Annotated in this window: 24 protein-coding genes; 7 read left to right on the forward strand and 17 right to left on the reverse strand. The window is 37.7% G+C overall.

What is annotated here, in order from left to right; all coding sequences use genetic code 11:
- Positions 1-498 precede the first annotated feature (498 nt).
- Positions 499-750: a hypothetical protein gene (locus H4J75_RS11750; RefSeq protein WP_182222237.1), complete on the forward strand. Its 252-nt coding sequence runs from the start codon at positions 499-501 to the stop codon at positions 748-750.
- A gap of 212 nt (positions 751-962) precedes the next feature.
- Here the strand turns inward: H4J75_RS11750 and H4J75_RS11755 are convergent, their stop codons facing one another.
- Positions 963-2,366, reverse strand: coding sequence for a hypothetical protein (locus H4J75_RS11755; protein WP_182216139.1), 1,404 nt, complete (start codon positions 2,364-2,366; stop codon positions 963-965).
- Complete coding sequence (locus H4J75_RS11760) at positions 2,366-3,451, reverse strand: hypothetical protein (protein ID WP_182222238.1); 1,086 nt, start codon at positions 3,449-3,451, stop codon at positions 2,366-2,368. The genes H4J75_RS11755 and H4J75_RS11760 overlap by 1 nt, the downstream gene beginning before the upstream one ends.
- Before the next feature lie 245 nt (positions 3,452-3,696).
- Here H4J75_RS11760 and H4J75_RS11765 point away from each other — a divergent pair, with 245 nt between their 5' ends.
- Positions 3,697-6,480, forward strand: coding sequence for an AAA family ATPase (locus H4J75_RS11765; RefSeq protein ID WP_182222239.1), 2,784 nt, complete (start codon positions 3,697-3,699; stop codon positions 6,478-6,480).
- Between the two features lie 849 nt (positions 6,481-7,329).
- Here H4J75_RS11765 and H4J75_RS11770 read toward each other — a convergent pair.
- From H4J75_RS11770 to fadE, 3 genes are all read right to left on the reverse strand, one after another.
- Entirely contained in the window at positions 7,330-8,697 is a 1,368-nt protein-coding gene (locus H4J75_RS11770) for an aldehyde dehydrogenase family protein (protein ID WP_182216133.1), read from the reverse strand.
- 112 nt (positions 8,698-8,809) lie between these two features.
- Entirely contained in the window at positions 8,810-9,523 is a 714-nt protein-coding gene (locus H4J75_RS11775; protein WP_070373898.1) for a TetR/AcrR family transcriptional regulator, read from the reverse strand.
- A 226-nt stretch (positions 9,524-9,749) separates the two neighbouring features.
- Complete coding sequence (fadE, locus tag H4J75_RS11780; RefSeq protein WP_182222240.1) at positions 9,750-12,179, reverse strand: acyl-CoA dehydrogenase FadE; 2,430 nt, start codon at positions 12,177-12,179, stop codon at positions 9,750-9,752.
- A 157-nt stretch (positions 12,180-12,336) separates the two neighbouring features.
- Between fadE and H4J75_RS11785 the strand changes: the two genes are divergently transcribed.
- Entirely contained in the window at positions 12,337-13,137 is an 801-nt protein-coding gene (locus tag H4J75_RS11785) for a class II glutamine amidotransferase (RefSeq protein ID WP_182216129.1), read from the forward strand.
- On the opposite strand, the gene H4J75_RS11790 is transcribed toward H4J75_RS11785, so the two are convergent.
- The 3 genes from H4J75_RS11790 to purM are packed head-to-tail and all read right to left on the reverse strand — an operon-like array spanning position 13,134 to position 15,624.
- Entirely contained in the window at positions 13,134-13,874 is a 741-nt protein-coding gene (locus H4J75_RS11790; RefSeq protein WP_182216127.1) for a DUF3108 domain-containing protein, read from the reverse strand. The genes H4J75_RS11785 and H4J75_RS11790 overlap by 4 nt on opposite strands.
- A gap of 27 nt (positions 13,875-13,901) precedes the next feature.
- A complete protein-coding gene (purN, locus tag H4J75_RS11795) occupies positions 13,902-14,573 on the reverse strand; it encodes a phosphoribosylglycinamide formyltransferase (RefSeq protein WP_259364965.1) in 672 nt (223 codons plus the stop codon).
- A 4-nt stretch (positions 14,574-14,577) separates the two neighbouring features.
- Positions 14,578-15,624, reverse strand: coding sequence for a phosphoribosylformylglycinamidine cyclo-ligase (gene purM, locus H4J75_RS11800; protein WP_070373894.1), 1,047 nt, complete (start codon positions 15,622-15,624; stop codon positions 14,578-14,580).
- A 159-nt stretch (positions 15,625-15,783) separates the two neighbouring features.
- On the opposite strand from purM, the gene H4J75_RS11805 reads away from it, so the two are divergent.
- Both H4J75_RS11805 and hda read left to right on the forward strand, forming a co-directional pair.
- Complete coding sequence (locus tag H4J75_RS11805) at positions 15,784-16,956, forward strand: DUF2066 domain-containing protein (RefSeq protein WP_182222241.1); 1,173 nt, start codon at positions 15,784-15,786, stop codon at positions 16,954-16,956.
- The gene (gene hda, locus H4J75_RS11810; protein WP_182169642.1) at positions 16,956-17,672 is read left to right on the forward strand and encodes a DnaA regulatory inactivator Hda; all 717 of its coding nucleotides are present in this window, start codon (positions 16,956-16,958) and stop codon (positions 17,670-17,672) included. Before H4J75_RS11805 ends, hda begins: the two co-directional genes overlap by 1 nt.
- On the opposite strand, the gene H4J75_RS11815 is transcribed toward hda, so the two are convergent.
- From H4J75_RS11815 to H4J75_RS11835, 5 genes are all read right to left on the reverse strand, one after another.
- The gene (locus H4J75_RS11815) at positions 17,664-19,514 is read right to left on the reverse strand and encodes a hypothetical protein (protein ID WP_182222242.1); all 1,851 of its coding nucleotides are present in this window, start codon (positions 19,512-19,514) and stop codon (positions 17,664-17,666) included. The two genes, hda and H4J75_RS11815, sit on opposite strands and share 9 nt — an antisense overlap.
- Positions 19,515-19,566: 52 nt before the next feature.
- On the reverse strand, positions 19,567-19,965 hold the full coding sequence (locus H4J75_RS11820) for a DUF2069 domain-containing protein (protein ID WP_182222243.1): 399 nt from the start codon (positions 19,963-19,965) through the stop codon (positions 19,567-19,569).
- A 64-nt stretch (positions 19,966-20,029) separates the two neighbouring features.
- Positions 20,030-20,368, reverse strand: coding sequence for an arsenate reductase (glutaredoxin) (gene arsC / locus H4J75_RS11825; RefSeq protein WP_070373889.1), 339 nt, complete (start codon positions 20,366-20,368; stop codon positions 20,030-20,032).
- A gap of 98 nt (positions 20,369-20,466) precedes the next feature.
- The gene (locus tag H4J75_RS11830) at positions 20,467-21,936 is read right to left on the reverse strand and encodes a M48 family metalloprotease (RefSeq protein ID WP_259366388.1); all 1,470 of its coding nucleotides are present in this window, start codon (positions 21,934-21,936) and stop codon (positions 20,467-20,469) included.
- Between the two features lie 5 nt (positions 21,937-21,941).
- Positions 21,942-22,577 (reverse strand): hypothetical protein, encoded by a 636-nt coding sequence (locus H4J75_RS11835; RefSeq protein WP_182216119.1) that lies wholly within the window; start codon positions 22,575-22,577, stop codon positions 21,942-21,944.
- A gap of 153 nt (positions 22,578-22,730) precedes the next feature.
- On the opposite strand from H4J75_RS11835, the gene H4J75_RS11840 reads away from it, so the two are divergent.
- Positions 22,731-22,976, forward strand: coding sequence for a sulfurtransferase TusA family protein (locus H4J75_RS11840; protein ID WP_182216117.1), 246 nt, complete (start codon positions 22,731-22,733; stop codon positions 22,974-22,976).
- 9 nt (positions 22,977-22,985) lie between these two features.
- Positions 22,986-24,059 carry an AI-2E family transporter gene (locus H4J75_RS11845; protein WP_182216115.1) on the forward strand — a complete coding sequence of 358 codons (1,074 nt, stop codon included), beginning with the start codon at positions 22,986-22,988 and terminating at the stop codon, positions 24,057-24,059.
- Positions 24,060-24,080: 21 nt separating this feature from the next.
- Here the strand turns inward: H4J75_RS11845 and H4J75_RS11850 are convergent, their stop codons facing one another.
- The 4 genes from H4J75_RS11850 to H4J75_RS11865 are packed head-to-tail and all read right to left on the reverse strand — an operon-like array spanning position 24,081 to position 26,336.
- A complete protein-coding gene (locus tag H4J75_RS11850; protein WP_182216113.1) occupies positions 24,081-24,683 on the reverse strand; it encodes an AAA family ATPase in 603 nt (200 codons plus the stop codon).
- A gap of 59 nt (positions 24,684-24,742) precedes the next feature.
- Positions 24,743-25,252 (reverse strand): YgjP-like metallopeptidase domain-containing protein, encoded by a 510-nt coding sequence (locus tag H4J75_RS11855; protein WP_070373884.1) that lies wholly within the window; start codon positions 25,250-25,252, stop codon positions 24,743-24,745.
- 60 nt (positions 25,253-25,312) lie between these two features.
- Positions 25,313-25,786, reverse strand: a complete 474-nt coding sequence (gene bcp / locus H4J75_RS11860; RefSeq protein WP_182222244.1) for a thioredoxin-dependent thiol peroxidase — start codon at positions 25,784-25,786, stop codon at positions 25,313-25,315.
- A 22-nt stretch (positions 25,787-25,808) separates the two neighbouring features.
- A complete protein-coding gene (locus tag H4J75_RS11865) occupies positions 25,809-26,336 on the reverse strand; it encodes a glycine cleavage system protein R (protein WP_182222245.1) in 528 nt (175 codons plus the stop codon).
- Between the last annotated feature and the right edge of the window lie 243 nt (positions 26,337-26,579).

Raw genomic sequence — 26,579 nt, forward strand, 5'->3', positions numbered from 1 at the left:
CGGAGATCTTAATTAATGGTAAAGTTACTCACTATCAAACGCTTAAATATGAAAATTGCGTATAACAAGCCATTCAAGCAGGACAAATAACAGCTGGCTATTTGCTCCTTCGTCGCTTATTTTAGCCAACTATTATTTGCCTCTTAATGGGGCGTTATCGATACAAAAACTAATCCGAAATTAACTTTAGCCTTTTAGTGCTAATGTCTTCTTTGTGGCAACTAGGGACCTTAGAACAATGATCACTGGTAGCTTTGCCCTCACCAAAAGCTAACGTCAAAAAAGTGCGCATCGTTGACGTTAGAGTTTGCTTTGCTAAGGGCAGCTCCAAGACTTAAAGCAGTCGTTAGCATCTTTGATGCCCTTATGACTTCTGCTCCGACTAAGCGGTCATTGTTGCCCATGAAAGATGGCACGGCTTACATCGTGATAATTTACGTAAGTTAATTGTGCAATGGTTTAGTAAAGTGTGGGTTATTAATAAAGATAAATTACGCGATGATTTTTGCATTAGATTACGAGCCAACTTGTGATTTATATGCCATTGAAAATGGTGCTAGTGTAATACAAGTAAAAAATACCATTCAAATATATGCCGCATTATCGGAACAGGTCAAGCATGCAAGTGATAAAGATATTATTCATAAACGCATCAACTTTTTATCTGCTTCCATAGCCCCAAGAGCATGTGGGCTGAAAAGGTTATGCAAGTGTTTTAGTAATCGTTGGATTTTCTACGCTATTTTTTAGTCAAATAGTGATATCCACCATGACCTATCATTTAGGGTTAGATAATCTTTTTTTTACCTGAGCTTAAACTGAAAGTTTAGCTAAAACCTAACCCTGAACTAGGTTTTTAGTATTTTGGGGATTTTAAATATGTGTTCTAAAGAAATACAGCCAACCCAATGGTTGGCTGTATTATTCATTTTAAATAAGACCTCTATAATAATGTATTTTAATTATTGTTTTTCTGAAGAGTTGCTGTCTTTTGAGTCATTACTCTTACTGTCTGCCGATGAACTTTTCGTATTTGTTGGGATTCTTTTGTCTTTTGACTGCTCGAAGCTGTCAAGTGTTGATGCTGTACCTTTTAGATCGCTATTTTCATCTATCAATTTAGCTTTATTCTGTTCTGAGCTCACCCCTGTACTTTTTGTCATTACATCTAAATAGCTTAAATTGTTATTACATTTTTCTATCAAGCTACTGATTTCTGATAACTCTTCCGCTTTTACGTAAAATAAGCGCTTTGCCAATTCGCTAATCTCCCTTTGCATAAAGGCTCGACCTTCGGCAGAGTAATCGTCAAATACTTCGGGCTTTTTCGTATCTAGATACGTTTTTATGACCTCTTCCGTAGGAAGAGAACCAAGAATTAAAGCCAGGATCACAAAACCATCATTTTGGCTAATATATGAATTATCTGGTTTATTTCTAGAAAGCAATAAACCAAGTAATATCCAAGCAGCATCAGCTATTTCAAGATGGTTGTTATCTTGTTTACTATCCTCTTTCTGAAAAGATGTAATACGCATAAGATCTTTATAGAAGTGCTCAAACAATGGCATAGCACGTAATTCCATCAAGCCTATACCAAAGTTTTTTGCACCTAGACTACTAATAATCTCTAATATATTAAAAAACTCGGTGTCTTTACTGACTATATTGATCAAATCTTCTCGTGTTGCTTGGTCTTGAAAATATCGTGAGGCAAAATCTTCATCACGGATCCTTGATTTATCAGAACATGGATTAGTCTTTGAAATAAGGCCTAATACAGAACGATAGACGGAATCTTTAAAAGCCTCTTCAATAGTTTCTATCAGTATTTCAAGCTTTTCTTCAAGCGTCTTTTGAAGTTGATCTGCTATGTCTTCAGGTTTTTTTGTTTGCTTTATTATCGACGTAAAAGCATTATTTAGCGTCAGTGTATTATTTACTCTGCTCACTTCCTTGGTATATAGTAATACCGCGGCACAAGCTCTTTTAGTATCAGTAATAGAGCGGGTTAATTTTGAGTTTAACTCTGAAATACGGTCGACATGTTTTTCCCAAAGGTTAACGTGCTCTCGTATAGAATCATTCTCTTGAATTTTTTTTGCGACGCCGGCGATACGAATAGCAACCAATGCCCCGGCAAAACCTAACGCCCATCCACCAAGCGCATCAAAAAGACCGGTACTCTCTTGGGTTAAATAAGGCTGTAGGAGCGATGTAGGTAAAAGTTGCCACTTTATCGTCAACCAGAAAAAAGCAAAGGTAACAGCACCAAAAAATAGTGTTAGATATATTAATTCACCAACAGGATTAAACAGCGCCCGCTTGAACATATGAAAGGTGTTTTTTTTGGGAATGCTCGTCATTATATTCCACCTTTGCCCGTCGAACTTTCACTTTGATTTAGAATATTCTCAATAGCTTGTTTTTGTGCTTCAGTTATCCCTTGCATCTTATCTTCAAGTGATTTTAACCAACGGCCTGTTTCTATTTCTTGCTTGTAGTTAGCAATTATCTCTTTGAGCTTTTTCTCGCTTTCATTGGGCTCACTTAACATCAAAGAAAATAATTCTTGATAGCTGTCTTCGGTAAATTGTAAAATGAAAGACATAATTCTATGAACTTGGCTTTTGTGTAAAACACCGTCTGCTAGAGGAATATCAATAGAAATTCTTAGTTCACCATCGCTAGGATCAAGTGACATTGACAAAAATTTGTATCTAAATTGAAACCATGCAACTGCCGAAGCAATTAAACTGTATTGGGTTTTATTTAAATCAAATTTATACAAAAAAGGCGTTAAAAAGCGCAATAGCCCTTTGTCTGAATAATCAAGCACAACATTAAAACTAGGATCACCGTTATCGTCTAGGTAATGTTCTGTGTTAAAGCCTAAAACAAACCGTTGTTTATCTTCTTGGTATTTGTATTTATAATCCTTTTCGGTAAAATATTGTTTAAGTACATGTTCTATTGACGGTTTTTCAACTTGTTCCGTTTGAGTGTTTTCTATTGAAGGAACATCAGCATTTTCAACTGTTTGGTACGCGTCAGCCACAACCGTCATTAATAGAGCATCAGCTGTTTCAGCAATGTTTTCAAATTGTGGTGTAAAATCTTCAATATTGGTTTTGGTTGCATCGTAAACCACGGCAAAACCATCAGAATCAATAATAATAACCAAGCCTGACTCTTCATCATTCGTTTGAATTTTATCTTTATTTTGAACGCGTAAAAATTTCTTAGCTAATTCAGATAGTGCATTATCGTTATATAAGTTAAAAAATAAGTGGGCTTTACTTTCACTACCAAATACAGAGATTGACAGTGGTCGCACTTTTTCTTCAGCTTGGCGAGAGATGGTGAAGGGAGATTCTGAGGTCGCAGACCAATCTTCATGTTGTTCTGCGATATCGGCTAGAAGATCAGAGTAAGTTTGTTTTAAATTCATAAATGAATCCTTTCAATAATAAAGTTATGCCATTAGTGACAACAAAATGGTGAATTCCTTTGAGGAATACCAGATGTACAATAAGTATTTCATTTTACTAATAAAAATAACAGCACTAACTTAAAGTATATGATTCTCCCCCTCATTAACAAAGTTTATCGCCGGATAACAGGCAAGTACTGTTAAACCCCCCAGTTCGTGATAGCATTAATTATGCTTGATATACACGAACAGGGAAGAACCTCGTGAGAACATTACTTTTTTTTACCAAATATATCTCACTCAACGAAAAGAGTGACAAGATAAATCGTGAACACATTTTATCTGCTTTCCAGTGCCTTATACCTTTTTCAATAGATAATAAAAACGAAATATATAAAAAATTTAATAACATGTTGTTACCGGTAGCCCCTACTGTTGAGCTGTTAACAGATAAAAACCGAAGTAATTTACGACAAGGGGTAATAAAAGAGATGATGAAACACCCTGTTATACCTTTTTCTTCACAGGTTTCATCACTACTTGATAAAATTAAACCCATAGCAGCAAGCGATAGCTGGATAAATGATATTGAGTTGTTTAGTTTACCTGATGCTCCTTCTGATTATCGTGATAACCTTAAAGCGCTTGAACAACTTAAAAAAACCTTGCAGGCCGAAGTTTATGGTCAAGAGCACGTTATAGAATATTTAATCGATAGTATGGTTAAAGGATTATGGCAACCTCAACAAAGCCGACCACAAGGCTTGTTCTTTTTTGCGGGGCCTCCAGCTTGTGGCAAAACCTTCTTAGCTGAGCGTTTTGCTCACCACCTAAAAGATGACTATCAATGTAAAGTGTTTGATATGACTCAATATACTAATAGTAACGAAAGTTTTGGCTTGGTAGGAGCAAAGAAAACTTACGATGACTCTGCACCCGGTGATCTCACCGCTTTTGTCAAAAAACACCCTAAATCTGTGATAGTGTTTGACGAATTTGAAAAAGCTCACACACAGGTATTGTTAGCGTTATTACGTATGTTATCTGCCGGTTTTATTACCGACGAATACACACAAGAAGATATTGATTTTAGGCAAACGATTGTCGTGTTTACTTCTAATTTAGGCAGTGCGGTTTATAACAAGCCAGATTATCTTAGCAGTATTAAGAACAAGCCCGAACAAGCGCGTGGTGCGATGATCACACAGTTGCGTAGCGAAATAAAAATTGAACAGGGTAGAGAAGTAAAAGCTATTCCCGCTGAATTACTGTCTAGATTATCGCAAGGTAGTATTGTTTTATTTAAAACACTTGGTGTAGCAGAGCTAATACAGGTAGTAGAAAAACAACTCGCGATTGATCTTAAACACTTCAATGAAAAAAGTCAGATCCAATTTCAACCGGTTAACGACAATACTGTTAGAGTGTTACTAACAACTTTTGCGCCATTTTTTGATATTCGTGATATTAAAGCTAATATAACCGAAAAAGTACTTGATCCGATAACAGACTTTGTTCGATTAAACCCACAAACAGAGTTTAACCAGGTATCTATAGTGCTCGATAATGATATCGCTATCTTGCTGAGGAATGAAACCTGCGAAGCACAAATTCAAGCGTTAAAAATTCGTCACGAAGTTTTATTCTTAGAGTCATCTTGTCATTTAACTGACAAAACTTTAACGCTCACCTTTTCTAAACCAAGTCGTGAGCGATTGCTACACATAGAAGATGTTGGTGAAAGTGGGGGGATTGTGCTGGATATGCCAGAGATCCAATTTGCTGATATTGCCGGTCATGACACCATTAAAGCCCGACTAAAAGAAACTATTAATATTCTCCGTCATAGTGAACAGCTCAGCCAAGCTGGCGTTTCACCACCTAAAGGTATGGTGCTTTTTGGTCCGCCTGGTACCGGAAAAACCACATTAGTTCGCGCATTAGCAAGTGAAGCCGGTTTACCTATGGTTACTTGCTCTGGCAATGAATTGTTATCGGGTAGTTTTATAAAACCTTTATTTCAACGGGTGCGTAAATATGCACCGTGTATTTTATTTATTGACGAAATTGATGCGCTGCCTAAACGAGGTGATGCCGGTCCTAAAGCTGATGCATTGATAAATCAGCTACTTAACGAAATTGATGGTTTTAATCAAGCCAGTGCACCTGTCTTTATTGTTGCCGCCACTAACCGATTAGAAAAACTTGATGATGCTTTATTGCGCTCAGGAAGACTCGACTTACATGTACATGTACCCTTTTTAGATAAAGATGCCCGTCGTTGGTTTATCAATAAATTTTTACGTTACGAGGGCTATGACGACGCTATCAACGTGGAATTAATCGTCTCGTTGACGGCCGGTTTAAGTGGTGCTGATCTAGAAAAGATTCACCGAGAATCCGTATTACGCGCATTGAGCGAAGGGAATCGTAAAATAGATCAAAGTACTTTAGTTGAAGAAGTTAATATTCTGAAATATGGTGCTAAGCGCTCACTGGACTCTTGTGAAAAAACGCTAGCAGAAACCGCTTATCATGAAGCGGGGCATGCGGTTATTTCTAAATTTTTAATGCCAGAACGAATTATTGAGCAAATTAGTGTCGTACCACGAGAGCAATCATTGGGAATGGTGGCATACAGTACAGATCAGCATATAGATTATACCAAGGAATTTTGGTTTTCTCGTACTTGTGTAGCATTAGCAGGTCGAGCAGCTCAGGTTAAGAAATTTGGTGATGAAGGGTTAGATACTGGCGCCAGTAGCGATTTAAAAAATGCCATGTGGTCGGCTTGGTCGGCTATTGCAAAATATGGTATGCATCCCGATAGCTATAATATGGACGTGACCGCATTGCAAGAATGGGGCGGAGATACATATTTTCAAGTACACACCGAAAAACTGATTCAGCAATGGGTGAAAGACGCGACCTTAAAAACCTCACAATTAGTAGAGCAGCATTGGCAGCATATTGACGCTGTAGCGAAGGCTTTGCTTGATAAGGAAGTCTTGTCTGAAATGCAATTTATGGACTTGTTAGCTAAATAATTACAATCATCGGATGGGCTTATCGAGGCCCGTTATTTAAAGTAAAAATTAAAGCTAAAACACAAACGTAAAGCTTAGAACTCGATCAGATACCTCGGGAATGACTGTGCTTAGCTTAAAATAACCTAAGTGTGAAAATTTGTCGCATTGAGTCACAACGCGATAAAAATGATAATAGGATCATTAAGTTGAGTTGCAAAAATTACGGCTTACTTGGGACTTTGTGATACTTGGTTAATTTTCTACCAATGACACGGTTTAAGCTGCGGCTAATGTAACTGTATATGTAGCTGTTAATTTTAATGTGAATTTTGCGATACCCCAGTAAACACAAGCTGTTCGCATTTTTTTTATCAACATTTATATAAGTACCAATTACCTTACCAACGACTAAGAGAAAGTTATGGGATCACTTATTAATACTAAAACAGGGTACTTATCATTAGCCACTACAACTGGACTCATAACCGTTAATGAGTGGCATAATACGAATGGCACCTTTGGAGGTCTGCTTCAGGCTCATTGTGACCGCTAGGTATAGTGATTCTACTCTCAATTTATGACCGCTTACTGTCCATCAGCTGTCGTTATGGTACTAAAACCTTAGGTCTTCAAAGTGGCATTAGTGAATATAAGAAAAATTCTTCAATCTCATTTAGTGTCTGAAAATCTAATTAGTCATGTCTATTCACACTATCATCTAATTCGGGTAATTAAACCAGCTAGCTAAACTAGATACGAGCAGATAAAAGCGTTTTTGTTTATATTATCTTTAGTGAGTAGATAGATTAAAAATGGTGGCAGAGGATGTAAGACTTTTCATCCTCTGAAAAAATTTTAGGTAGCTTTTTATCGGATAAAACGTAAAAATTTAAGTTTCCATTTTGAATAAGGTGCGAAGCGTACCGGGATATCTTTAATAAAAGGGCGTTTGAGTACTGACTTTAGATGACTAAAATTATCAAAACCGGCTTTGCCACTATATTGGCCAATACCGCTAGGGCCAGTGCCACCAAAAGGTAAGTCAGGTACAGCATTAAACATGATGACATCGTTAATACATTGACTCCCCGAACTTATTTCATTTACCCATTGTGCTACTTGCTCGTTGTTACGGCTAAAGATATAAGCAGAAAGTGGTTTTTCTCTTTGTTTGACAAATGATTTTGCTTGATCAAAATCTTCAATAGTGACAATAGGTAAAATGGCGCCAAAAATCTCTTCTGTCATTAAAGGACTATCTAAAGCGGGATTAATGATAATAGTTGGCGCGATATAGCAGCTTTCAATATCGCTTTCACCGCCAACCATAATTTTACCATCGTTAAAATAAGTGGCTATACGCTGACAATGGCGCTGGTTAATTATACGGCCATAGCTGTCGCTATTTTTTGGGTTTTCACCAAACATCGCGGTTATTTGAGCTTTCAACGCTAGTGTTAATGGCTCAACTAGGTTTTCTTTTACTAATAGATAATCAGGCGCTATGCAGGTTTGCCCTGCATTCATCCACTTGCCCCATGCAATACGCTGTGCTGTTATTGTTAAATCTGCACTTTCATCGACGTAAACAGGACTTTTGCCGCCAAGCTCTAATGTCACTGGCGTTAAGTGCTTTGCGGCTGCGGCCATGACAATACGAGCGACTTGTCCATTGCCAGTATACATAATGTGATCAAAATTCAAGGTAAGTAATGCGGTTGTTTCTGTAACGCCGCCTTCAACCACACTAACGGCGTTATTATCTAAATACTTAGGAATAAGTTGGCCAATAAGTGCAGAAATAGCAGGAGCAAGTTCTGAAGGCTTGATGATGGCACAATTACCGGCAGCAATAACGGCAATTAAAGGGGCCAATACTAATTGTAAAGGATAATTCCACGCGCCAATAATTAATACAGTACCTTGTGGCTCGGGTTTAATAAATGATTTCCCCGGTTGTACCACAATGGGGGTACTAACGCCCCTTGGTTTAGCCCATTTATTGAGGTGTTTGCACGTGTGGTCAACATCACTGGTTATGTATGATATTTCAGTGATCCAAGCTTCTAGAGTCGGTTTTGCAAGGTCATCTTGTAAAGCCTGTAAAATATCTTTTTCGTTTTCAATAACAAGTTTTTTTATGGCTTGTAGTTGCTGTTTACGCCATGAAATATCTCGAGTGACATTAGTATCAAAATACTGACTGTGTTTTGTGAGTAATGCTTGGTAGGGCATATTTAAACCTTATTGTTGTTATTGAGTCTTATAGCTTTATTGGTACGACCAGATATAGAAACAAATTTACAACATTTACAGCTCATCTACAAAACAATCAGATAATTATCTGTTAAGAGGTAAGTGCTAAACTTTTTAAGTTCATTGCATAACCAATGACTCGGCTAACGATGGCTTGAATGTTATCAGTATCTAATTGCTCAACAGGCACATTGATATTGCGGTATTCTATTTGCGTAAAAACCGTCGCAATAATATCAGCATCGATATGTGGATCATGAGCATTAAAAAATTCGCATAACTTAATAATGGGTTTTAACGAGGCCGCACGGTGTATCTCAGCTAAAGGGGCTAATTTACGGTTTACGCGTACTTCGGTAAAGAGTAATTGTTGAACAGCGAGCTCTACGGGTGAGTCTATTATTCTTTTTACTAAGTATTGGGTCGCCATTATGGCAAGTTTATTACGTAAATTTTCTTTTTCACTTATTTTACGTAAACTTGTTTTATTTACATTGGCGAGTAGTTCAACGGCAGGCTGCCAAGCTAAGCTTGTTTTTGTGGTGATTTGTGAAGAACACAAGGTAAATGCTTGATGAACTAACTCTTGTATATCTTTAAAATAATAGGTGGTAAGAGAGAGTTGAATATTTGCATGACTCGCTATGGCTCGATGAGTCGTGCCTTTTATTCCATTTTTTGCTAATACTTCAATGGCTGATTGTAATATCAGTAAACGTGTTTGTTCACCTTTGCTCCGTCTTTTTACAGTGGGGCTTTCCTTAGTAGAAAACATATTATTTTGTCGTATAATTTTAGTTAACATAAAGTTAACTTATTTTTAATGGTATTTCAATCTAGGCAAGAAAATTATCAGCATTTTTTGTTACAAAAAGTAATAGGTGAGCGCTAAAATTATAAAGTTTGTGAAGACATTAACGATAAAAAAAATGAGTCCAACACGGTTGCTGGGCTCATTTATGATGATAATACGGCTTTAAACACATTGAAACCTACATCCTTGTAGGCGATTTCTATGGCGTGTTGATAAATTAATGACTAGCGGACTGTGCTCTTAATTCGTCAGAGTCAAAGTCATCTACATTGATAGCGACTTTTCTGCCCAATTCAGCCTTGCATAACAACTCGGCTTCTACAGCATTAATAACATTAACGGCTAAGCCTTTTTTAGCAACTTCATCGAGGGCATAAAAAGGCAGATCTTCACCAATAGCCTGACAAACCTTCTTAAATATTGGTTCACAAGCAATAATGTCATCTAACGTTTGCTCAAGTTGACCTAAAACATTTTCTGGATCTCGGCTTAAATATTGACCTTGTCCTAAGCGTTCTCGAGCTTTACCAGGTGTTTGTAATATCTGTGCAACTTTATGGTCGGTAATATCAGAAGGTTTTTTCAACCATTTGCCCACTGGAAAGATCATAGCTCTTAGAAACAGTGCCACTATCTTATTAGGAAAGTTACTGATCAACGCGTCAATAGCTTGCTGTGTTTCATACAAGCTATCTTCAAGTGCCCATTGTACAAGCGGTAGGTCATCTTGCTGACGACCTTCGTCGTTAAAACGCTTTAAGGTTGCCGAAGACAAATACAAATGGCTAAGTACATCACCTAAACGCGCCGAAATTCTCTCTTTGCGCTTCAAATCGCCACCCAGTGTCAGCATCGATATGTCTGATAGCATAGCTAAGTTACTACTAAAGCGAGTGAGCAACTGATAGTAACGAGAGGTTTCGTCTCGAAAAGGTGCCTTTAAAATTCTAGCGCCAGTTAATGAAAACCAAAGGCTGCGGACAACATTGCTAATGGCAAAGCCAATATGGCCAAACAAGGCGTGATCGAATTCTTTTAATGCAATAACATCATCAGTTTGGTTTGCTGCGGCTAACTCCGCTAAAACGTAAGGATGACAACGAATAGCTCCCTGTCCGTAAATAATTAAACTACGTGTCAGAATATTTGCGCCTTCAACGGTTATTGCAATCGGAGCACCTTGATAGGCACGAGCAAGGTAGTTACCTTCGCCCATACAGATGCCTTTGCCGCCGTGAATGTCCATAGCGTCATTAACACAAACACGCATTTTTTCAGTTAAATGATATTTTATAATGGCTGAAATTACCGAAGGTTTCTCGCCTAAATCGATAGCACCTGTAGACATGGTTGTTACCGCATCCATTAAATAAGCATTGCCACCAATGCGAGCGAGGGGTTCTTCAATACCTTCCATTTTACCGATAGGGATCTTGAACTGACGACGAATTCTACTGTAAGCACCTGTAGCAAGTGCAAGTGACTTTATACCACCAGCACTATTAGAAGGAAGTGTAATAGCACGCCCAACAGACAAACACTCCATAAGCATGCGCCAGCCTTGGCCTGCCATTTCTGCGCCACCAATAATATAGTCAAGCGGCACAAAGACACCATTACCTTGTGTTGGACCATTTTGAAAAGGAACATTAAGTGGGAAATGACGACGGCCAGTGATAACACCCTCTAAGTCTGTAGGGATCAATGCACAGGTAATGCCTAAATCAACCGTTTCACCCAGTAAATGGTCAGGGTCTTTTAGTTTAAAAGCCAAACCTAGTACTGTGGCAATGGGCGCTAGCGTAATGTAACGTTTGTCCCAAGTTAATCTCATACCAAGCACTTCTTTACCTTCAAACTCACCGTGACAAATAATGCCTTCATCGGGGATCGCACCAGCATCTGAACCGGCTTCCGGACTAGTCAACGCAAAGCAGGGAATTTCATCACCAACCGCTAAACGAGGAAGGTAATGGTCTTGCTGCTCTTTTGTGCCGTAAAGTTGTAATAATTCACCTGGGCCTAAAGAATTAGGAACTCCAACGGTGCTTGCTAGTACGGCACTGACCCCTGATAATTTTTGTAAAACTCGTGACTGTGCATAGGCACAAAACTCTAAGCCGCCATATTTCTTTTTGATAATCATTGCGAAGAATTTATTATCTTTCAAAAACTGCCAAACTTCTGGTGATAAATCAGCATCGACATGAGTCGTTTGCCAATCATTGGTCATTTTACAAACTTCTTCTACGGGACCATTTAAGAAACTTTGCTCTTCAACGCTTAAGCGGGGTGTTTCATAGTTATGCAGTTTTTTCCAATCAGGGTTACCACGAAATAGCTCTGCTTCAAACCATGTAGTACCAGCGTCGATAGCCTCTTGCTCAGTTCTCGACATTTGCGGCATGATAGATCTGAACATTTTTAGTAAAGGGTGAGTAATATACTGCTTTCTAAAGTCAGATATATTCAAGGGCAATGCAATGATTGCAAATATTATCCAACTGAAAAATGACAGTGCATCAAAGATAGTACCTACCGCCATTAATGCGGCAAAACTTAAGGTAAAAGTTGAGAGCGCGGCACGAGTGTATGCCATGAAGCCGGTTAAAATAACGGCATAAATGAACCATGTAAATTGTTCCATTAATTTTCCTTTTAAAAAATAAAAACCTAAAGATAAAAATAAAGAGGTCTGACCATGTATTTAGCTTAAATCTATGTACAATAAATTACAAATATATTTATCGTTGTAACCTTATTTATAGGATAATAACGTTAATTATCTATTCGGAAATTAATTTATGTGTGAATTACTAGCAATGAGTGCGAACGTCCCCACTGACATTTGCTTTAGCTTTAGTGGTTTAATGCAGCGTGGTGGAAATACTGGGCCGCATAAGGATGGTTGGGGCATTACTTTTTATGAGGGTAAAGGCTGTCGAAGTTTTAAAGACCCTTTACCAAGTTCACAATCACCGATTGCCGAGTTAGTCACCAATTATCCAATAAAAAGTGAAGCGGTTATTTGTCATATTCGACAAGCAAACTCTGGCGGTATTTCTTTGGAGAATACTCATCCTTTTACCCGTCAAATGTGGGGAAGAAATTGGACTTATGCACATAATGGACAATTGAAGAATGTCCAGGTTGAACTGCCTGTTAAATTACACATTCCTGTAGGGGCTACCGACAGCGAACACGCGTTCTGTTGGATCTTAGACCAACTTCATTTTAAGTTTGCGGATAAAGAACCAGCAGCAACGGTACTCTTTAAATTTATCGCCGAGTTGAGTGTCAAAATAAATGCGTTGGGTGTATTTAATGTCAATATCACCAATGGCCAGTATTTATTTGCTTATTGTGCAAATAACCTACATTGGATAACACGCAGAGCACCGTTTGGTAAAGCCAGTTTGATTGATGCTGAAGTAGTTATTAATTTCACTGAAGAAACCACAGAAAATGATGTAGTTACGGTTATCGCTACTCAGCCATTAACGGATAATGAAACTTGGCACAAAATGACCAAAGGGCAGTGGCACTTATTTTGTCTGGGTGAGTCTATTGCTTCAGGGCAAGAAGTGTTGAAGGTTGAATATTAATGTTCTTCAAGTGAAGTCAATTGTGCATCAAACTGTTCAACATCAGATTTTATTTGTTGTATTTTAACCAACAAGTAATTTAACTCTGGAGCGAACCAAGCGTAGGTGATTTTTTTCTTTTCAATGACTTCTCTTTTTAATCTAACCGCTTTTATCATACCAAAAGGCAGCATTAATTCATCTTCACCATCATACTGGTAAACATAATTTTTAACTTTACCCGAATGATTCATCACCGGATACACAAAAAGTTTTTGCTCTGGATTTTTAATTAAATTTAAACGATTCTGCAAGTGATAGCTGAGTGAGTCTTGAATATTGACAGGAAAATCAATATTAACCTCTGAATTGTCTTTGAGGTTCTTCGCAATATTATTCTGAATATTGAACTGCCAAGCATATTCTTTATCAGGTCCGGTGCCGTCTCGTTGGAAATTATATTGCTGAGGTGTCACCTTATGGTGATCGAGTTTAACGAGTGATACTTCTTGACGGTTATCTGAAAATATTAACCATTCAATATCTGTTTTATAACTATATTTAGCTTGTTCAGGTGTTAAGTATTCTAACGTTCTTGTCGCACTACCTAAAATATCAGCAGAACGTATCAAATTATATTTAGCAGTAAAAGGCTGAATAACATGTTGCTCTGCTTGAGTGGTTTTTGCTTCATTGGCGAAAACTAAACTACTCTGTGAGGCTAATACTAGAGCAATACAACATAATTTATTCAGCATTTAATTACCTATCATTTAATATTTTATTTATTCACTCGCATAGCCAGAAGCAGGGAGCGCTTTACCTTCAAAAAGTACAGTATCATTGTGCATAGAAATGCGCTGATTACAACACCATTTTACCACTAAGGGGTAAATTCTATGTTCCTGTTCGTGAACTCTTAGCGCAAGTTCCTCAGCGGTATCACCGGCAAAAATAGGTACTTTCGCTTGTAATATTACTGGGCCACCATCAAGTTCTTCTGTAACATAATGTACACTAACACCATGGTCAGTATCACCGGCATCAATCGCCCGTTGATGGGTATGTAGACCTTGATACTTAGGTAATAAAGAGGGATGAATATTGATTAACTTACCTTGGTAGTGTTGCACAAACTCAGGTGTTAATATTCTCATAAAACCAGCCAGAACAACAACATCAGCTTGGTATAAATCAATTTGCTTGATCAACGCTTGGTCGTAAATTTCTCTACTGCTAAAATCTTTATGAGAAAGTACGCAATGGGCTATGCCAGCGTTTTTAGCGCGAGTTAAGCCGAATACATCGGCTTTATTTGAAATAACCCCAACCACTTTTCCTGGATAATCTGCAGCTTTACAGGCGTCTATAATCGCCTGTAAATTAGTGCCGCCACCAGAGATTAGCACAACAATATTGCTGGTTAAATTATTGTCTTGCATGTTACTTGATGGCATAGAATTAACCTTTATTAATCACAACTTGTTCAGCGCCTGCTTGCATATCAGCGATTTCACCAATGTGCCACGCATTCTCACCGTGAGCCGATAAAATTTCAATACTTTTTGCAAGGTCAGCAGCAGGTACAACAATGATCATCCCAACACCGCAGTTGAAGGTACGGTACATTTCGTGGGTAGTAATGTTGCCATTATCTTGCAACCAGTTAAAGATCGCTGGCCACTCCCAGCTGTTACCGTCAATAATGGCTTGAGCGCTTTCTGGTAATACACGAGGAATATTTTCCCAAAAACCACCACCCGTGATATGTGATAAGGCATGGATGTCAACTTGCTTATGTAATTCTAAAACAGATTTAACATAAATTTTAGTCGGCTCAATTAAATGATCACCGATTGACTTACCATTTAATAATTCGTTGGTATCAGTCTTATTAACTTCTAATACTTTACGAATTAATGAAAAGCCGTTTGAATGCGCGCCAGAAGAAGCTAAGGCAATTAATTGGTCGCCTGATGCTACTTTTGTACCGTCAATTAAACGGGATTTTTCAGCGATACCGACACAAAAACCAGCGATGTCGTAATCACCCTTGTGATACATACCTGGCATTTCAGCGGTTTCGCCGCCAACTAAAGCACAGTTTGATAATACACAACCATCAGCAATACCAGCAACAACTGCCGAAGCAACATCTACATCAAGTTTGTCTGTCGCGTAATAATCTAAAAAGAACAAAGGTTCAGCACCCTGAACGATTAAATCATTGACACACATAGCCACTAAATCAATACCTACGGTATCGTGCTTGTTTAAATCAATTGCTAAGCGTAGTTTTGTACCTACGCCATCTGTTCCCGCAACCATTACAGGTTCTTTATAACCGGTTGGTAATTGGCATACTGAGCCAAAACCACCTAAGCCACTCATCACTTCAGGACGAGTTGTACGTTTTACTGCACCTTTAATGTTTTCTACTAGGGCGTTACCTGCATCTATATCAACGCCAGCATCTTTATAGCTTAGAGACTGTTTTTGTTCGCTCACGGGGGAAACCTCAATTAATTAGCATAAGAACTTTAATGGCGCATTCTACCAGCGCAATGGCGTGGTGAAAATCTTTATAATAAATTATTTTTTATTAGTGTTTAAAATGATTAACACTATGATAAGATCTTATACATAAAAATAATCAACTTAAAAAATATGCTTAGATATCTTATTGTATTAGTTGTTGTTTTAAGTAATTTCTTTGCTTCAATGACCGCTTTGGCTGTTGAAGTTAAAAACTTATACAACGCAAAGGTTATCGTTAACTCACAAACCGACTCAGAGCGAAAGCTCGCCTTGCAACAAGCAATGAGCGCGGTGGTGCTTAAAGTGGGGGGACAACAAGCGCTGTTGTCCAACTCAACCATAAAAAGTGGCCTTAGAAATGTCAGTGGCTATGTTGTAAAATACCGTTATCAACGTAATGCTGAGCAGACTGAGCTTTTAGTTACTTTTGACGAAAGCAAAATTAATCAGTTGTTTGAAGATGCCAACGCTCCAATTTGGGGAAGTTTACGGCCACAAATTTTATTGTGGCTCGTTGAAGAGAATGGTTTACGCCGTACAACTATTTCTAATGCAAGCCACTCGTCTTTTTCCAATAATGCAACACCACAAGTGAGTTACAATTTACCTAATAGTGTCGAACAATTTTCAGCGTTAAGGGGCTTACCTATTTTAATGCCCTTAATGGATTTAACCGATGTAAATACCATCTCTACTTTTGATGTTTGGGGACGCTTTGCCAAACAAGTACAAATGGCATCACTGCGCTATAATCCAGAATCTATAATAATAATTCGTTTATCAAACAGTAGTTTATTACCTCAACAAGAAAGTGATGAACAGGTTGATGATTGTTTTTTATGCCAAAAAGAACGTCAACAATACGCACTAGACTGGAGTTTTATCGCCGATGCCCAAGGCTACAATCGCGATACAATCACCGGACAAATCTTTGGTGAAATCAGCTACGGTGACGCTCCTGACCAGTTATTAAAAACTGCGCTTTCTCTTATTAGTGATATAATTTATCAAAAATATGCTTTAAATAGTGATATTGATAACAATTATATTATTGATGTTGCCAATATATCATCACTAAAAAGCTTTATTGAATTAGAGCGATTTCTTGAACAATTATCATCAGTTAAATCGGTAAAATTACTCAGCGCTTCGGGGAAAAATCGCCGTTTTGAATTGGTTTTAAAAAGTTCAGGACAAGCCTTTCTCGCTTCATTAAAGCTGAATAAGCAATTAGACCTTTTTGATGACCCGCTTGCCGAAAAAGTGGTCGGTGCTGTCCCTGTTTTTTATTGGAAACCCTAGTGAAAGTCACTTCTCAATTAACCTTGTCAGTTCAATTACCCGATGATGAAACGTTTTCAAGTTTCCAAAGTATTGCTAATTATTCGGCAACTGAGCAGTTAAAGTCATTTATTAAAGCCAGTCAACATTCGGTAGAGTCTGCGCACGTCAATAGTTTTTACTTATTCGGCTTGTCAGGTGTTGGTAAATCACATTTACTTCATGCCAGTTGTACTTTTGCTGAGAAATTAGGTCTATCATCCGTTTGTTTATCTTTTTCTGAATTAAAACAGTTGTCGGTTGAAGTACTTGATGGTTTAGAAAATATTGATTTGATTTGCTTAGATGATGTGCAATTAATTGCTGGGGACAAGCTTTGGCAACAAGCGGTCTTTGATTTATTTAACCGTGTTATTGAGCATAATAAACGCTTGATTATTACTGGAGATCAAAGTGTTTCACAATTGAAACTTGGCTTAGCCGATTTAGTCTCTCGATTATCTTGGGGAATGACAGAGCAAATCAAACCCCTAGATGATGAAGAAAAGTTAATCGCCTTAAAATTTAGAGCGCAACAACGAGGTTTATTATTAAGTGATGAAGTGGCTAAATACTTACTGAGTCACTTATCACGTGAAATGAGTCACTTGATCTTAGCTTTAGCCGAGCTTGACGAAGCATCAATAAGAGAACAACGAAAAATCACCATCCCATTTATTAAAGCTATTTTATTTTAAAGGGCTGGGCTTTTCATAAAACTCATACTGAATAAAGCGTCTATCTTTGGGTTGAGCAGAAACGTTTTGCAATCCTGCTTGCTCTTTGTTAACGGGGCTTATATTTAAGTTATTAGCCCAACTTTCACCAGCGTTCATCATGATTGGACTCGGTAAATTATTTACTAAGTTTTCAATGTCACTTACTTCCGGCAATATATGACTTACGGCATATAATACTCGAGGTTTAATATTTTCATCGCCAATACGGCCGCGCTGTCCCCAATTAACGATATAATTTTCATTCGCAATTTTAGGGGCGTTAGTTATAGCGACATCTCGACTAATATCAAAGCGAGTTTTCATCATAAAACCATCAAAAAGCATAGCGTAATCTTCGCGAATACTTGAGTAATTATAAAACTGAGGCGCAGCTTCGCCACTAAAAAACGTTTTAATATCGCTGGGTTGATAAGCGTTTTGTGTTTTTGATGCGTCAACCCCCTGAAAACGTACCTGAGCTAAGGCGTACATTTCCTCACCCAGTAAGGGAAGGGTGTTGTTTAGCTGATCAGATTTAAAGCCACTATTATCTGCTATCTGTTGTGCGGCTGATAATATTGTTTGGTCTGGGTTTAAAGCTGACCAACTAGTGCTCGGGAAAATGTCGTTGGCATGGGCAAGTTCGTGGTACATCAAAGACGTTAAACTGTATAAAACATCGTTAGGTTGGCGAGTAACCCTGTCATTGTCAGATATAAAAGTAGTGGTGTAATTATTATTTTTTACATAACGCCAAGGCATAGCAAAATTAAGATCTCCACCAAAGGACGCTCTATAGTCAGGTGCTTGATTTATGGTATCTCGCTCATCAGGGGTCAACCAAAAATAATTAGCATCTAAGTGAATCGCGCCACTGACCACCCAGTAATATGAGGGTCTAATGTCATAAGAAATTACAATGGCAGTATTTGCTCTTAGTAAATTTTTGAAATCATTGTAGGGGTCATAATTTTCAAGGAATTCTCGAAATCTTTTTCCCATCCAATAATGAGAAACGATCACTCGGTCCATTATGTCATCAACCGTTGGTGTGGTCGTATCATGTGCAATTAATGGTAAGGTATTAAATGCACATGTTCGCGCAAAGTTAATTTTATTACTATAAACACAATCGACGAGTACATCGGCATAAGACGAGTTTGCAACAAAGGGGAATACCCGTGCTAAACGCTCAGTATAAGCGGTATTATCTGAAGTTGGGACAGGTTCAGCATTTTCAATAAGTACCGCTACTTTGTCAGAATAGCTCCCTGAGGATACGGTGAATTCTACTACCGTATCCCTAGTAACTTCCGGCGCATTAAAGAATACTGCATAATCACCCTGGGTATTTTCAGCCGTAAAATTGACCTCTGGACCGGCAGTTTGTTGCCAAACTAAACTATCGCTTAAAAGCTTATTTGTTAACGAAGCGCGCAATGACACTTTACTACCTTCTAGAGCAGCATGACCCAGACGCGCAGAAATCTCTCCTTGTTCATTGGTTACACTAAGAGAGTGGTTAAGTGACTCTCTGCTACCATCTTCTAGTGTAAATGAAACATTAAAACTATATGCGCCTGCGGTGTTAGGTGTGAAAGCGATAACCTTGCTGGTGTAGGCCAAGAACACCACTGGCTCGCCAGTCGTCTGCGTCCAAATAATGTCAGTCACCTTACTCGAGGGAGCGAGTAAAACTAATTCGACCGCCTGAGAAATTTTCACTTCATCGTCGACGGTGATAATTTTAGTGACCTCACCATTATTGTTACAAGCAAATAAAATAGGTATTAGCAGTAATATATGCAGAATGTTTTTCATTTTCAGCCCTTAACTATAATGGTGGTTACGTTATAAAAGTCTTATTGAAGCGTTACGCTTTATCTTTAGCTTTTCTAATACTCAAGCCTAGTTCTTGACCTCTATATTTCGCGTAATAACTGCCACCAATAAACATCATTATTGCAAATATAAGCTCTAATGATGCCCAAACTACATCTGCTGGAGATACCCACAGCGTGGTTAAACTGTGTAGGAAATAAATCATAACGACAAAGCTCGACCAAGCATAGGTATAAGGATTACCTGCCAGCAAACCTTTTAGAGGAAATAACAGTGGTACTGTGAATAAGCATAAGCTTAATATCGGCGACAAACCTTGTGAAGGGTTTAAATAGATTAGCCAAAGCGGCATAAAAAATAATAAAGAAAAATAGCCAATTAAGGTTATTTTTTTAAATGTTGATGTTGAAAATCTTTGTGGCTTGGTCATGAAAGGTATCCTGCTGGTTAGCAAATTGTTTCACTAACTTGTTGAATTAAATTTTAAATTGAAATTAAAAGAGTGTTAAAACGTTTTCAGGAGGTCGGCCAATGATGGCTTTCGTTTGCGTAGTAACAATTGGTCGCTCAATAAGTTTTGGGGTGTTCACCATAGCTTCAATGAGTTGCTTGTCAGTTGCTTGAGCTAATGCTTGTTCTTTAAATTCACTTTCTTTAGTGCGCATCATTTGAATAGGGGAAACATTTAAACGTGATAAAAGTGACTGGATAGTGCTTTCATCCAGTGGTTTTTTTAAATATTCTACAATGCAAACCTCTTGGTTGTTTTCTTCAATCAACGCCAAGGTTTGGCGGCTTTTAGAACAGCGAGGGTTATGATAAATCGTTAACATGGTTAGATCTCAATGGGTGCTAAAATTAAATAATTTTACGGGTTAATCGATAGAGTAGGCCGTTATAGCACCTATTCTAAACGTTTCTGTAATATGGATTATAGTCTTTTAAGTTTTTGTTCTTGATCTTGAAATTGCAATATTCGTGCTTTGATACGTTTTTCGACTAACGGTTGATTATCTGTAAAATTGTAGCCTGTTTGCAATTCGTCGACCGCACGAGAGTATGCCCCTAAAAGTGCAAAGATTTCGCCTTTTGTCGCATGCATCAGTGCTTTTTTATCTTGTTTTTCATAGACAGTCGTTAATATATCATAAGCGATAAAATTACCTGGTTTAACTAACAGGTAGTCTTGTAAAAGTACTTCAGCTTCTGAATATTGACTGTTTTCAACGAGAGCGTTGGCAAAGTTTAAGGTAACAACTTGGTTATTTGGCATCAATAAATTAAGGGCACTGAGCATAGTCAGCGCTTTATTTACTTCTTTTGTTTTAATATAAACATCGGTTAGTGCATCTGCATAGAATAGATTGTTTTTATCTTCAATGAGCAATCTCTCAAGTATTTTTTTAGCCGCTTGATACTCTTTATTTTCAAATAATGATAAAGCTAAGCCATAGTCAACAGCGGCTCTATAAGTGTAGTTTTGTTTTTTTATACTATCTTCAAAAGTTGCAATGTTTTCCAGGGCCGTTGATTCGTAACGCGCTTGAATACGCGCTTTTGCGAGCGCAAAGTTTAAACTAGGAGCTGAAGGACGACTTTCTAAACCATGAGCACGGACACGCGCTTCGGCAATGCGAGATTCAGGTACTGGATGAGTTAATAGCATTGCTGGTGGCTTTGAAGTATAACGATATTTTACTGCCATTTTTCCAAAAAAATCGGGGGCACCTTGCGGATCAAAACCGCTTTGTGCGAGTAGGGCAATGCCAACACGATCGGCTTCTTGCTCATTGCCACGGGTAAAATTAATACTTGATTGTTTTGACGCCGCCATTGTTGTGGTTAATGCAGCCATACCAACAGATGGGTTAACTAATGCCAGTAATACCCCTGAAATCAATGCTGCAGTGGCTAGTGGTTGATTTCTGCTTTGAGCCTCAAGCCTTCGGGCTAAGTGACGTTGGGTTACATGAGATATTTCATGACCGATTACTGAGGCTAGTTCGCTCTCTGTATCAGCGAGGGTAATTAAGCCACTATGAATACCAACATGGCCCCCAAAAAAGGCAAAGGCATTGATTTCTTTATTTCTAATGATAAAAAATTCGAAGCTGTAATTAACATCTTGGGCATTCTTGACTAAACGGTTGCCTAAATCGTTAATATATTCAATTAAAACAGGGTCATTGACCAACGGCTGAGAAGCGCGAATTTGACGCATCATTGCGTTACCTATCTGGCGTTCTTTATCAACAGATAGAACGCTAAATCCAGCCGTGCCAATTTCAGGAAGTTTGTTTTTATTATTTTCTTGGGAAAAGCCGTATGGGCTAGCAACTAATGTTGTTAATGCGCAGGTAAATAATAATGATTTTATTTTAAGCTTATGTTTATAAGGCAAATTAATTATTCCGTATTTATATCCGGTGTATCAAGTAAATCAGCTATCGTGAAATTTGGTTTTCCTCGATATAACTCTTTACAAAAATCTGCAATGGAATAACCCACTACATCGACTATTTCAAATGATTGGCTCAGTTGAGCTATTAGCTCTTGCACACGTTTATGTGAGTACTTTATTAACGCTAAATCTGCTGGATCACCACTTTTAAAAGTAAAAACGATAAAGGAAATTAAACTACTGATCCTAAATAGCATTTGCATGTTTTCGGGTGACCATTGCACAAATGGACATAAGGCACTTTGTGATAATGGTGTATAGAGTCGTTCACCTTTGACTATCGGATAACAGTGAAGTTCATAATTTTGTTCATCATAGCAATGGCGTAAGGCTATTTTTGGCTTTTGGGTAACGTTAATAGTGCCATCGTTATCAGCCGTCGCCTCTAAAAAGGCATAATTCCAATTACGTTTATCAAATAATTGTTTATAGGCACTATCAAAACCATGCGTTAAAATCCCGTCCATATCACTAATTGAAGATGCCGCCATATGATAGATAGCAGGTACATCACCCCAATTAAGTTTCTTTTTATGAGCAGTAATTTCTTTTAAACTAGCTGTTATCGGTAACTCTTTCATTTCACCTCAGTACTTATTTGCCAACAAATCAAAATAAATAATACAATAACATTGTAATCAATTGTCGCAAATTAGATAATCAAACAAAAGGTTTGTTTACTGTTATTGGTGACAATTATTGTTATCTGATGATTTTTTAAGTGGTATGTAGTGATGATCTATGAATATGATGCCAGTTCGGAAAAATGTCCTGTGCCATTAGTACAATTGCGATTATTGTTAAAAAAAATGTCGAATGCTGATTTTTGTTTACTGAGAATATCTGACCAAGGCTCTATCAAGGATATTCCTAAACTATTAACGAAACAAGGTTACCACTATAAAGAGTCTTGGCTTGAAAAAGACACCCTTGAACTTTTTATTAGTAAAGCCCCTCAACCCCTTTCATCCAACAGGTAAGTTATATAAATGGTTTCATTATTTTCTCAATGGTATAAACGTAAGTTTTCTGATCCAAACGCAGTAACTTTAATGGTTATTCTTTTGTGCGCCTTTCTTTTTGTCTTTTTATTTAATAACTTACTTATGCCGGTCTTTGTTGCTATTGCGATCGCTTTTTTATTAGATTTACCTGTCCATCGTCTAGTCCGTCTTGGCTTATCAAGAACATTTGCCGTGGGTATCGTTGTAGCGGGGTTTATCGGCATTTCTTTAGTCGGTATTCTTGGGCTAATGCCCGTTATTTGGCAACAAAGTAGCAATTTATTACAAGAAGTACCGCAAATGGTGTCTCAGGGACAAACCTATTTGTTGACGCTTCCCGAGTTGTATCCTGATTTAATTAATGCCGGACAAATAGAAACATTAATTTCTGCCGTCAATGATAAGTTAATTGAATGGGGACAAGTTGCCTTAAAAGCGTCTCTTAATTCTATTTCTGATATTGTTGCTTTGATGATTTACTTAATTTTAGTGCCGTTAATGGTGTTCTTCTTTCTAAAAGATAAAAAAGTATTAATTTCAAATTTTACCTCATTTCTTCCTAAAGAACGTTTAATGGCGACGAAAGTAGGCGATGAGATGTATCAACAAATCATGAATTATATTCGTGGTAAGGTGATTGAAATCCTTATTGTTGGTGCTGCATCGACCATAGCCTTTATCGTCCTCGGCCTAAATTATGCGGTATTACTTGGTGTTTTAGTGGGGTTGTCGGTACTTGTGCCATATGTAGGCGCTACTATCGTCACTTTTCCTGTCTTGTTGGTGGCTTTATTTCAATTTGGCACAGGTAGCGAATTCGGTTATGTAATGATAGCTTACGGTATTATTCAAGCTATTGATGGCAATATTATTGTGCCATTATTATTTTCAGAGGCGGTAAATCTCCATCCAGTAACGATTATTGTTGCTGTTATTTTATTTGGCGGCATGTGGGGTTTCTGGGGAATATTCTTTGCTATTCCCCTAGCAACTTTAGTTAAGGCCGTTTTAAATGCTTGGCCATCAAATAGTGACTTTCCTGAACAGGGTACCGCTTAAAGAGGTGCTCTAAGGTAAACTTTACCCTGAGTCTTTTTGATACTGCTCGATAATTTCTTCAATGGTCGTGATACCAAACATAACTTTATTGATAAAAGATTCAGCACTGTGGATTAAGTTAAAATTAGGATGTTGTGACCAAATAGTCTGTAGTTTATCGTCAAGAATGATAGCCGCTTTTTCTGATTCATTGCGAATGGGATTATTACTTTTGATACTTTCACCTGATTTTGCTGCACTTTCAAAAAAAATGACCGCATCGTAACGTGCCAACTCATCAGCAAGCGTGGTATCCATCGCTTGGAAAAACTCATCATCATTGCCTGGCCAATAAGCTAGGCCGTCTAAAGAGCCTCGGTCACATAAAATAATACTGTGCTCAAAAGTCGCTCGCTGAATATCTTCTAAATTTTTTTGTAAATTAAAAATAGCAGTTTGTTGTATTTTTAGTACATGATTATTATTTGAACGAGCAATGCCGCCACTGAAAATCATCGTTGCTGCTTCGGGGACGGTCGCTATTTTCCCTGAAAATTCACGGCGAATAAGATCAACGGCTGTGGTTTTACCGCCACCAGGGCCGCCAGTAAGTACGATACGTTTTTTTACATGAGTAATATTCATCAGCATTTATTATAAGGATATTTTCATTACTGTAGCTTGCGTTAAAATAGGCTTCAAGCTTAATTGTAAATATCGCCAAATAACTCTACTTGGGTCAAGTAAATGCGTAAATCTAGTTCTACTTGGTGATAATCTGCTTGCATATGCTGACAAAGTTTATAGAAATTTTTGTTATGATCTTTTTCTTTTAAATGGGCAAGTTCGTGAACAACGATCATTTGCAAAAATGTTTCGGGCGTTTTTTTAAATAAAGCGCCAATGCGTATTTCATTTTTACTTTTGAGCTTACTACCTTGCACCCTTGATACATAAGTGTGCAAGCCTAATGCGTTATTAATAACATGAATTTTATCGTCGTACTTTATCTGGCTTAATGGTTCAGACTTCTTTAAGTACTGATTTTTAATATCCATTACATAGCTGCGCAGGGCTTTATCGTTATATATTTGATGGGTAACAGGGTATTTTGCCAACAAATAGGCAGATAACTTCTTGGCCGTTATCATTGCTTGTACTTTATGTTGAATATCTAAAGAATAGGCTGAAAGGTATTTTAAAGGAGCAGGCATTATAGCATTCTATTTATGCGGCTAGCCTAAAACAAATAAGCTAACCGTTACGGTTAATTTTTAGTCGTTAGTGTTTAAAACGTCTAAAACAACTTCATGGTGGTTTTTTGTCTTGAATTTATTAAATACGTGGCTAATTTTGCCATCTAAGCCAATTAAAAAACTTAAACGATGGATGCCGTCGTATTCTTTTCCCATGAACTTCTTTAATCCCCATACGCCAAAGGCGTCAGCAACACTGTGATCAACATCTGACAATAACGTGAAGTTTAATGCATCGCGCAGACAAAACTTAACTAACTTCTTCGGTTCGTCGGGACTAATGCCAAAGACTATTGTATTTAATTGTTCAAGTTCGCTTTTACTGTCTCTTAGGCCTTGTGCTTGCACAGTACACCCTGGGGTCATGGCTTTAGGGTAGAAATAGACCAGTACTTGTTTTTTACCAATATAATCAGCTAAAGCGACTTTATCGCTATTTTCATCAAGTAAAGTAAATAGTGGTGCGGTTTCGCCAACAGTTATTGTTTTCATGGGTATCCTGCTTGTATGTAGTTTATATAAGGTTTGAATTCACTTTTTTAATGCAGCCTTGCACATCAACTTGTTCGCATAGTTCAAAGTAATCGCTTTCTAGCTGTGCAATACTTGTGTCTTCGGTTAAGGCTATTAAAATGGTCGCGCGCATTTGATTAGTGACGGGGTCAATTTCTGATTTTAACGATGATAAGTCAATATTGCGGGTGGCAAAAAATGCGGTCACCGCTTTTAATAAACCAGGTTGGTCGATACCGGCATAATCAACTTGATAATGATGGGTGAACTCTCTTTTTTTATAACCAGAGGTTCTTTTCATCATGGTGGTTAATTCAAGCTTGACTGCCACGGCAGGTAACTTATTTTCAATTTGATTAATCGCTTTCGCACTACCATTTAATAACATAATCAAAGAAAACTCTAGGCCAAATATCGCCATTCTACTGTCAATAATATTACAGCCGCATTTACTCGCCAGCTTAGTGAGCTCACTTACACTTCCTGTTCTGTCTGCGCCCATTGCTGTGAGTACTAAATATTGAGACATAGTTAGCCTAAGTAGTTTAAAAAAGTGGCTATTGTAACGTATTTAAAGCAGATAAAAACCGCTATTAAAGCGAGAATATATTTATTTGTTATTTTTCGAGTTGAATTCTTGTGTTTGTAAAAACAGCCAAGTACCATGGTGCCCATTAATTTGTCTGATAGTATACTTGTATATGCTGATCAATAAAATCTATAGATAATATTGGAACTTAATACAGATAATTTACTCAAAGAGCAGATTAAA

The sequence above is a fragment of the Colwellia sp. BRX10-1 genome, from assembly GCF_014077545.1.
GTDB lineage: Bacteria > Pseudomonadota > Gammaproteobacteria > Enterobacterales > Alteromonadaceae > Colwellia_A.

Excerpts from the sequence above, each read along its gene's own strand:
- H4J75_RS11865 (WP_182222245.1), bottom strand. The coding sequence starts at position 26,336 with ATGTCTCAATATTTAGTACTCACAGCAATGGGCGCAGACAGAACAGGA.
- H4J75_RS11845 (WP_182216115.1), top strand. The coding sequence starts at position 22,986 with ATGGTTTCATTATTTTCTCAATGGTATAAACGTAAGTTTTCTGATCCA.
- H4J75_RS11840 (WP_182216117.1), top strand. The coding sequence starts at position 22,731 with ATGATCTATGAATATGATGCCAGTTCGGAAAAATGTCCTGTGCCATTA.
- H4J75_RS11790 (WP_182216127.1), bottom strand. The coding sequence starts at position 13,874 with ATGCTGAATAAATTATGTTGTATTGCTCTAGTATTAGCCTCACAGAGT.
- H4J75_RS11835 (WP_182216119.1), bottom strand. The coding sequence starts at position 22,577 with ATGAAAGAGTTACCGATAACAGCTAGTTTAAAAGAAATTACTGCTCAT.
- H4J75_RS11750 (WP_182222237.1), top strand. The coding sequence starts at position 499 with ATGATTTTTGCATTAGATTACGAGCCAACTTGTGATTTATATGCCATT.
- H4J75_RS11760 (WP_182222238.1), bottom strand. The coding sequence starts at position 3,451 with ATGAATTTAAAACAAACTTACTCTGATCTTCTAGCCGATATCGCAGAA.
- H4J75_RS11785 (WP_182216129.1), top strand. The coding sequence starts at position 12,337 with ATGTGTGAATTACTAGCAATGAGTGCGAACGTCCCCACTGACATTTGC.
- H4J75_RS11815 (WP_182222242.1), bottom strand. The coding sequence starts at position 19,514 with ATGAAAAACATTCTGCATATATTACTGCTAATACCTATTTTATTTGCT.
- fadE (WP_182222240.1), bottom strand. The coding sequence starts at position 12,179 with ATGGAACAATTTACATGGTTCATTTATGCCGTTATTTTAACCGGCTTC.
- H4J75_RS11805 (WP_182222241.1), top strand. The coding sequence starts at position 15,784 with ATGCTTAGATATCTTATTGTATTAGTTGTTGTTTTAAGTAATTTCTTT.
- H4J75_RS11775 (WP_070373898.1), bottom strand. The coding sequence starts at position 9,523 with ATGTTAACTAAAATTATACGACAAAATAATATGTTTTCTACTAAGGAA.
- H4J75_RS11855 (WP_070373884.1), bottom strand. The coding sequence starts at position 25,252 with ATGCCTGCTCCTTTAAAATACCTTTCAGCCTATTCTTTAGATATTCAA.
- H4J75_RS11820 (WP_182222243.1), bottom strand. The coding sequence starts at position 19,965 with ATGACCAAGCCACAAAGATTTTCAACATCAACATTTAAAAAAATAACC.
- purN (WP_259364965.1), bottom strand. The coding sequence starts at position 14,573 with ATGCCATCAAGTAACATGCAAGACAATAATTTAACCAGCAATATTGTT.
- H4J75_RS11850 (WP_182216113.1), bottom strand. The coding sequence starts at position 24,683 with ATGAATATTACTCATGTAAAAAAACGTATCGTACTTACTGGCGGCCCT.
- H4J75_RS11755 (WP_182216139.1), bottom strand. The coding sequence starts at position 2,366 with ATGACGAGCATTCCCAAAAAAAACACCTTTCATATGTTCAAGCGGGCG.
- bcp (WP_182222244.1), bottom strand. The coding sequence starts at position 25,786 with ATGAAAACAATAACTGTTGGCGAAACCGCACCACTATTTACTTTACTT.
- arsC (WP_070373889.1), bottom strand. The coding sequence starts at position 20,368 with ATGTTAACGATTTATCATAACCCTCGCTGTTCTAAAAGCCGCCAAACC.
- H4J75_RS11770 (WP_182216133.1), bottom strand. The coding sequence starts at position 8,697 with ATGCCCTACCAAGCATTACTCACAAAACACAGTCAGTATTTTGATACT.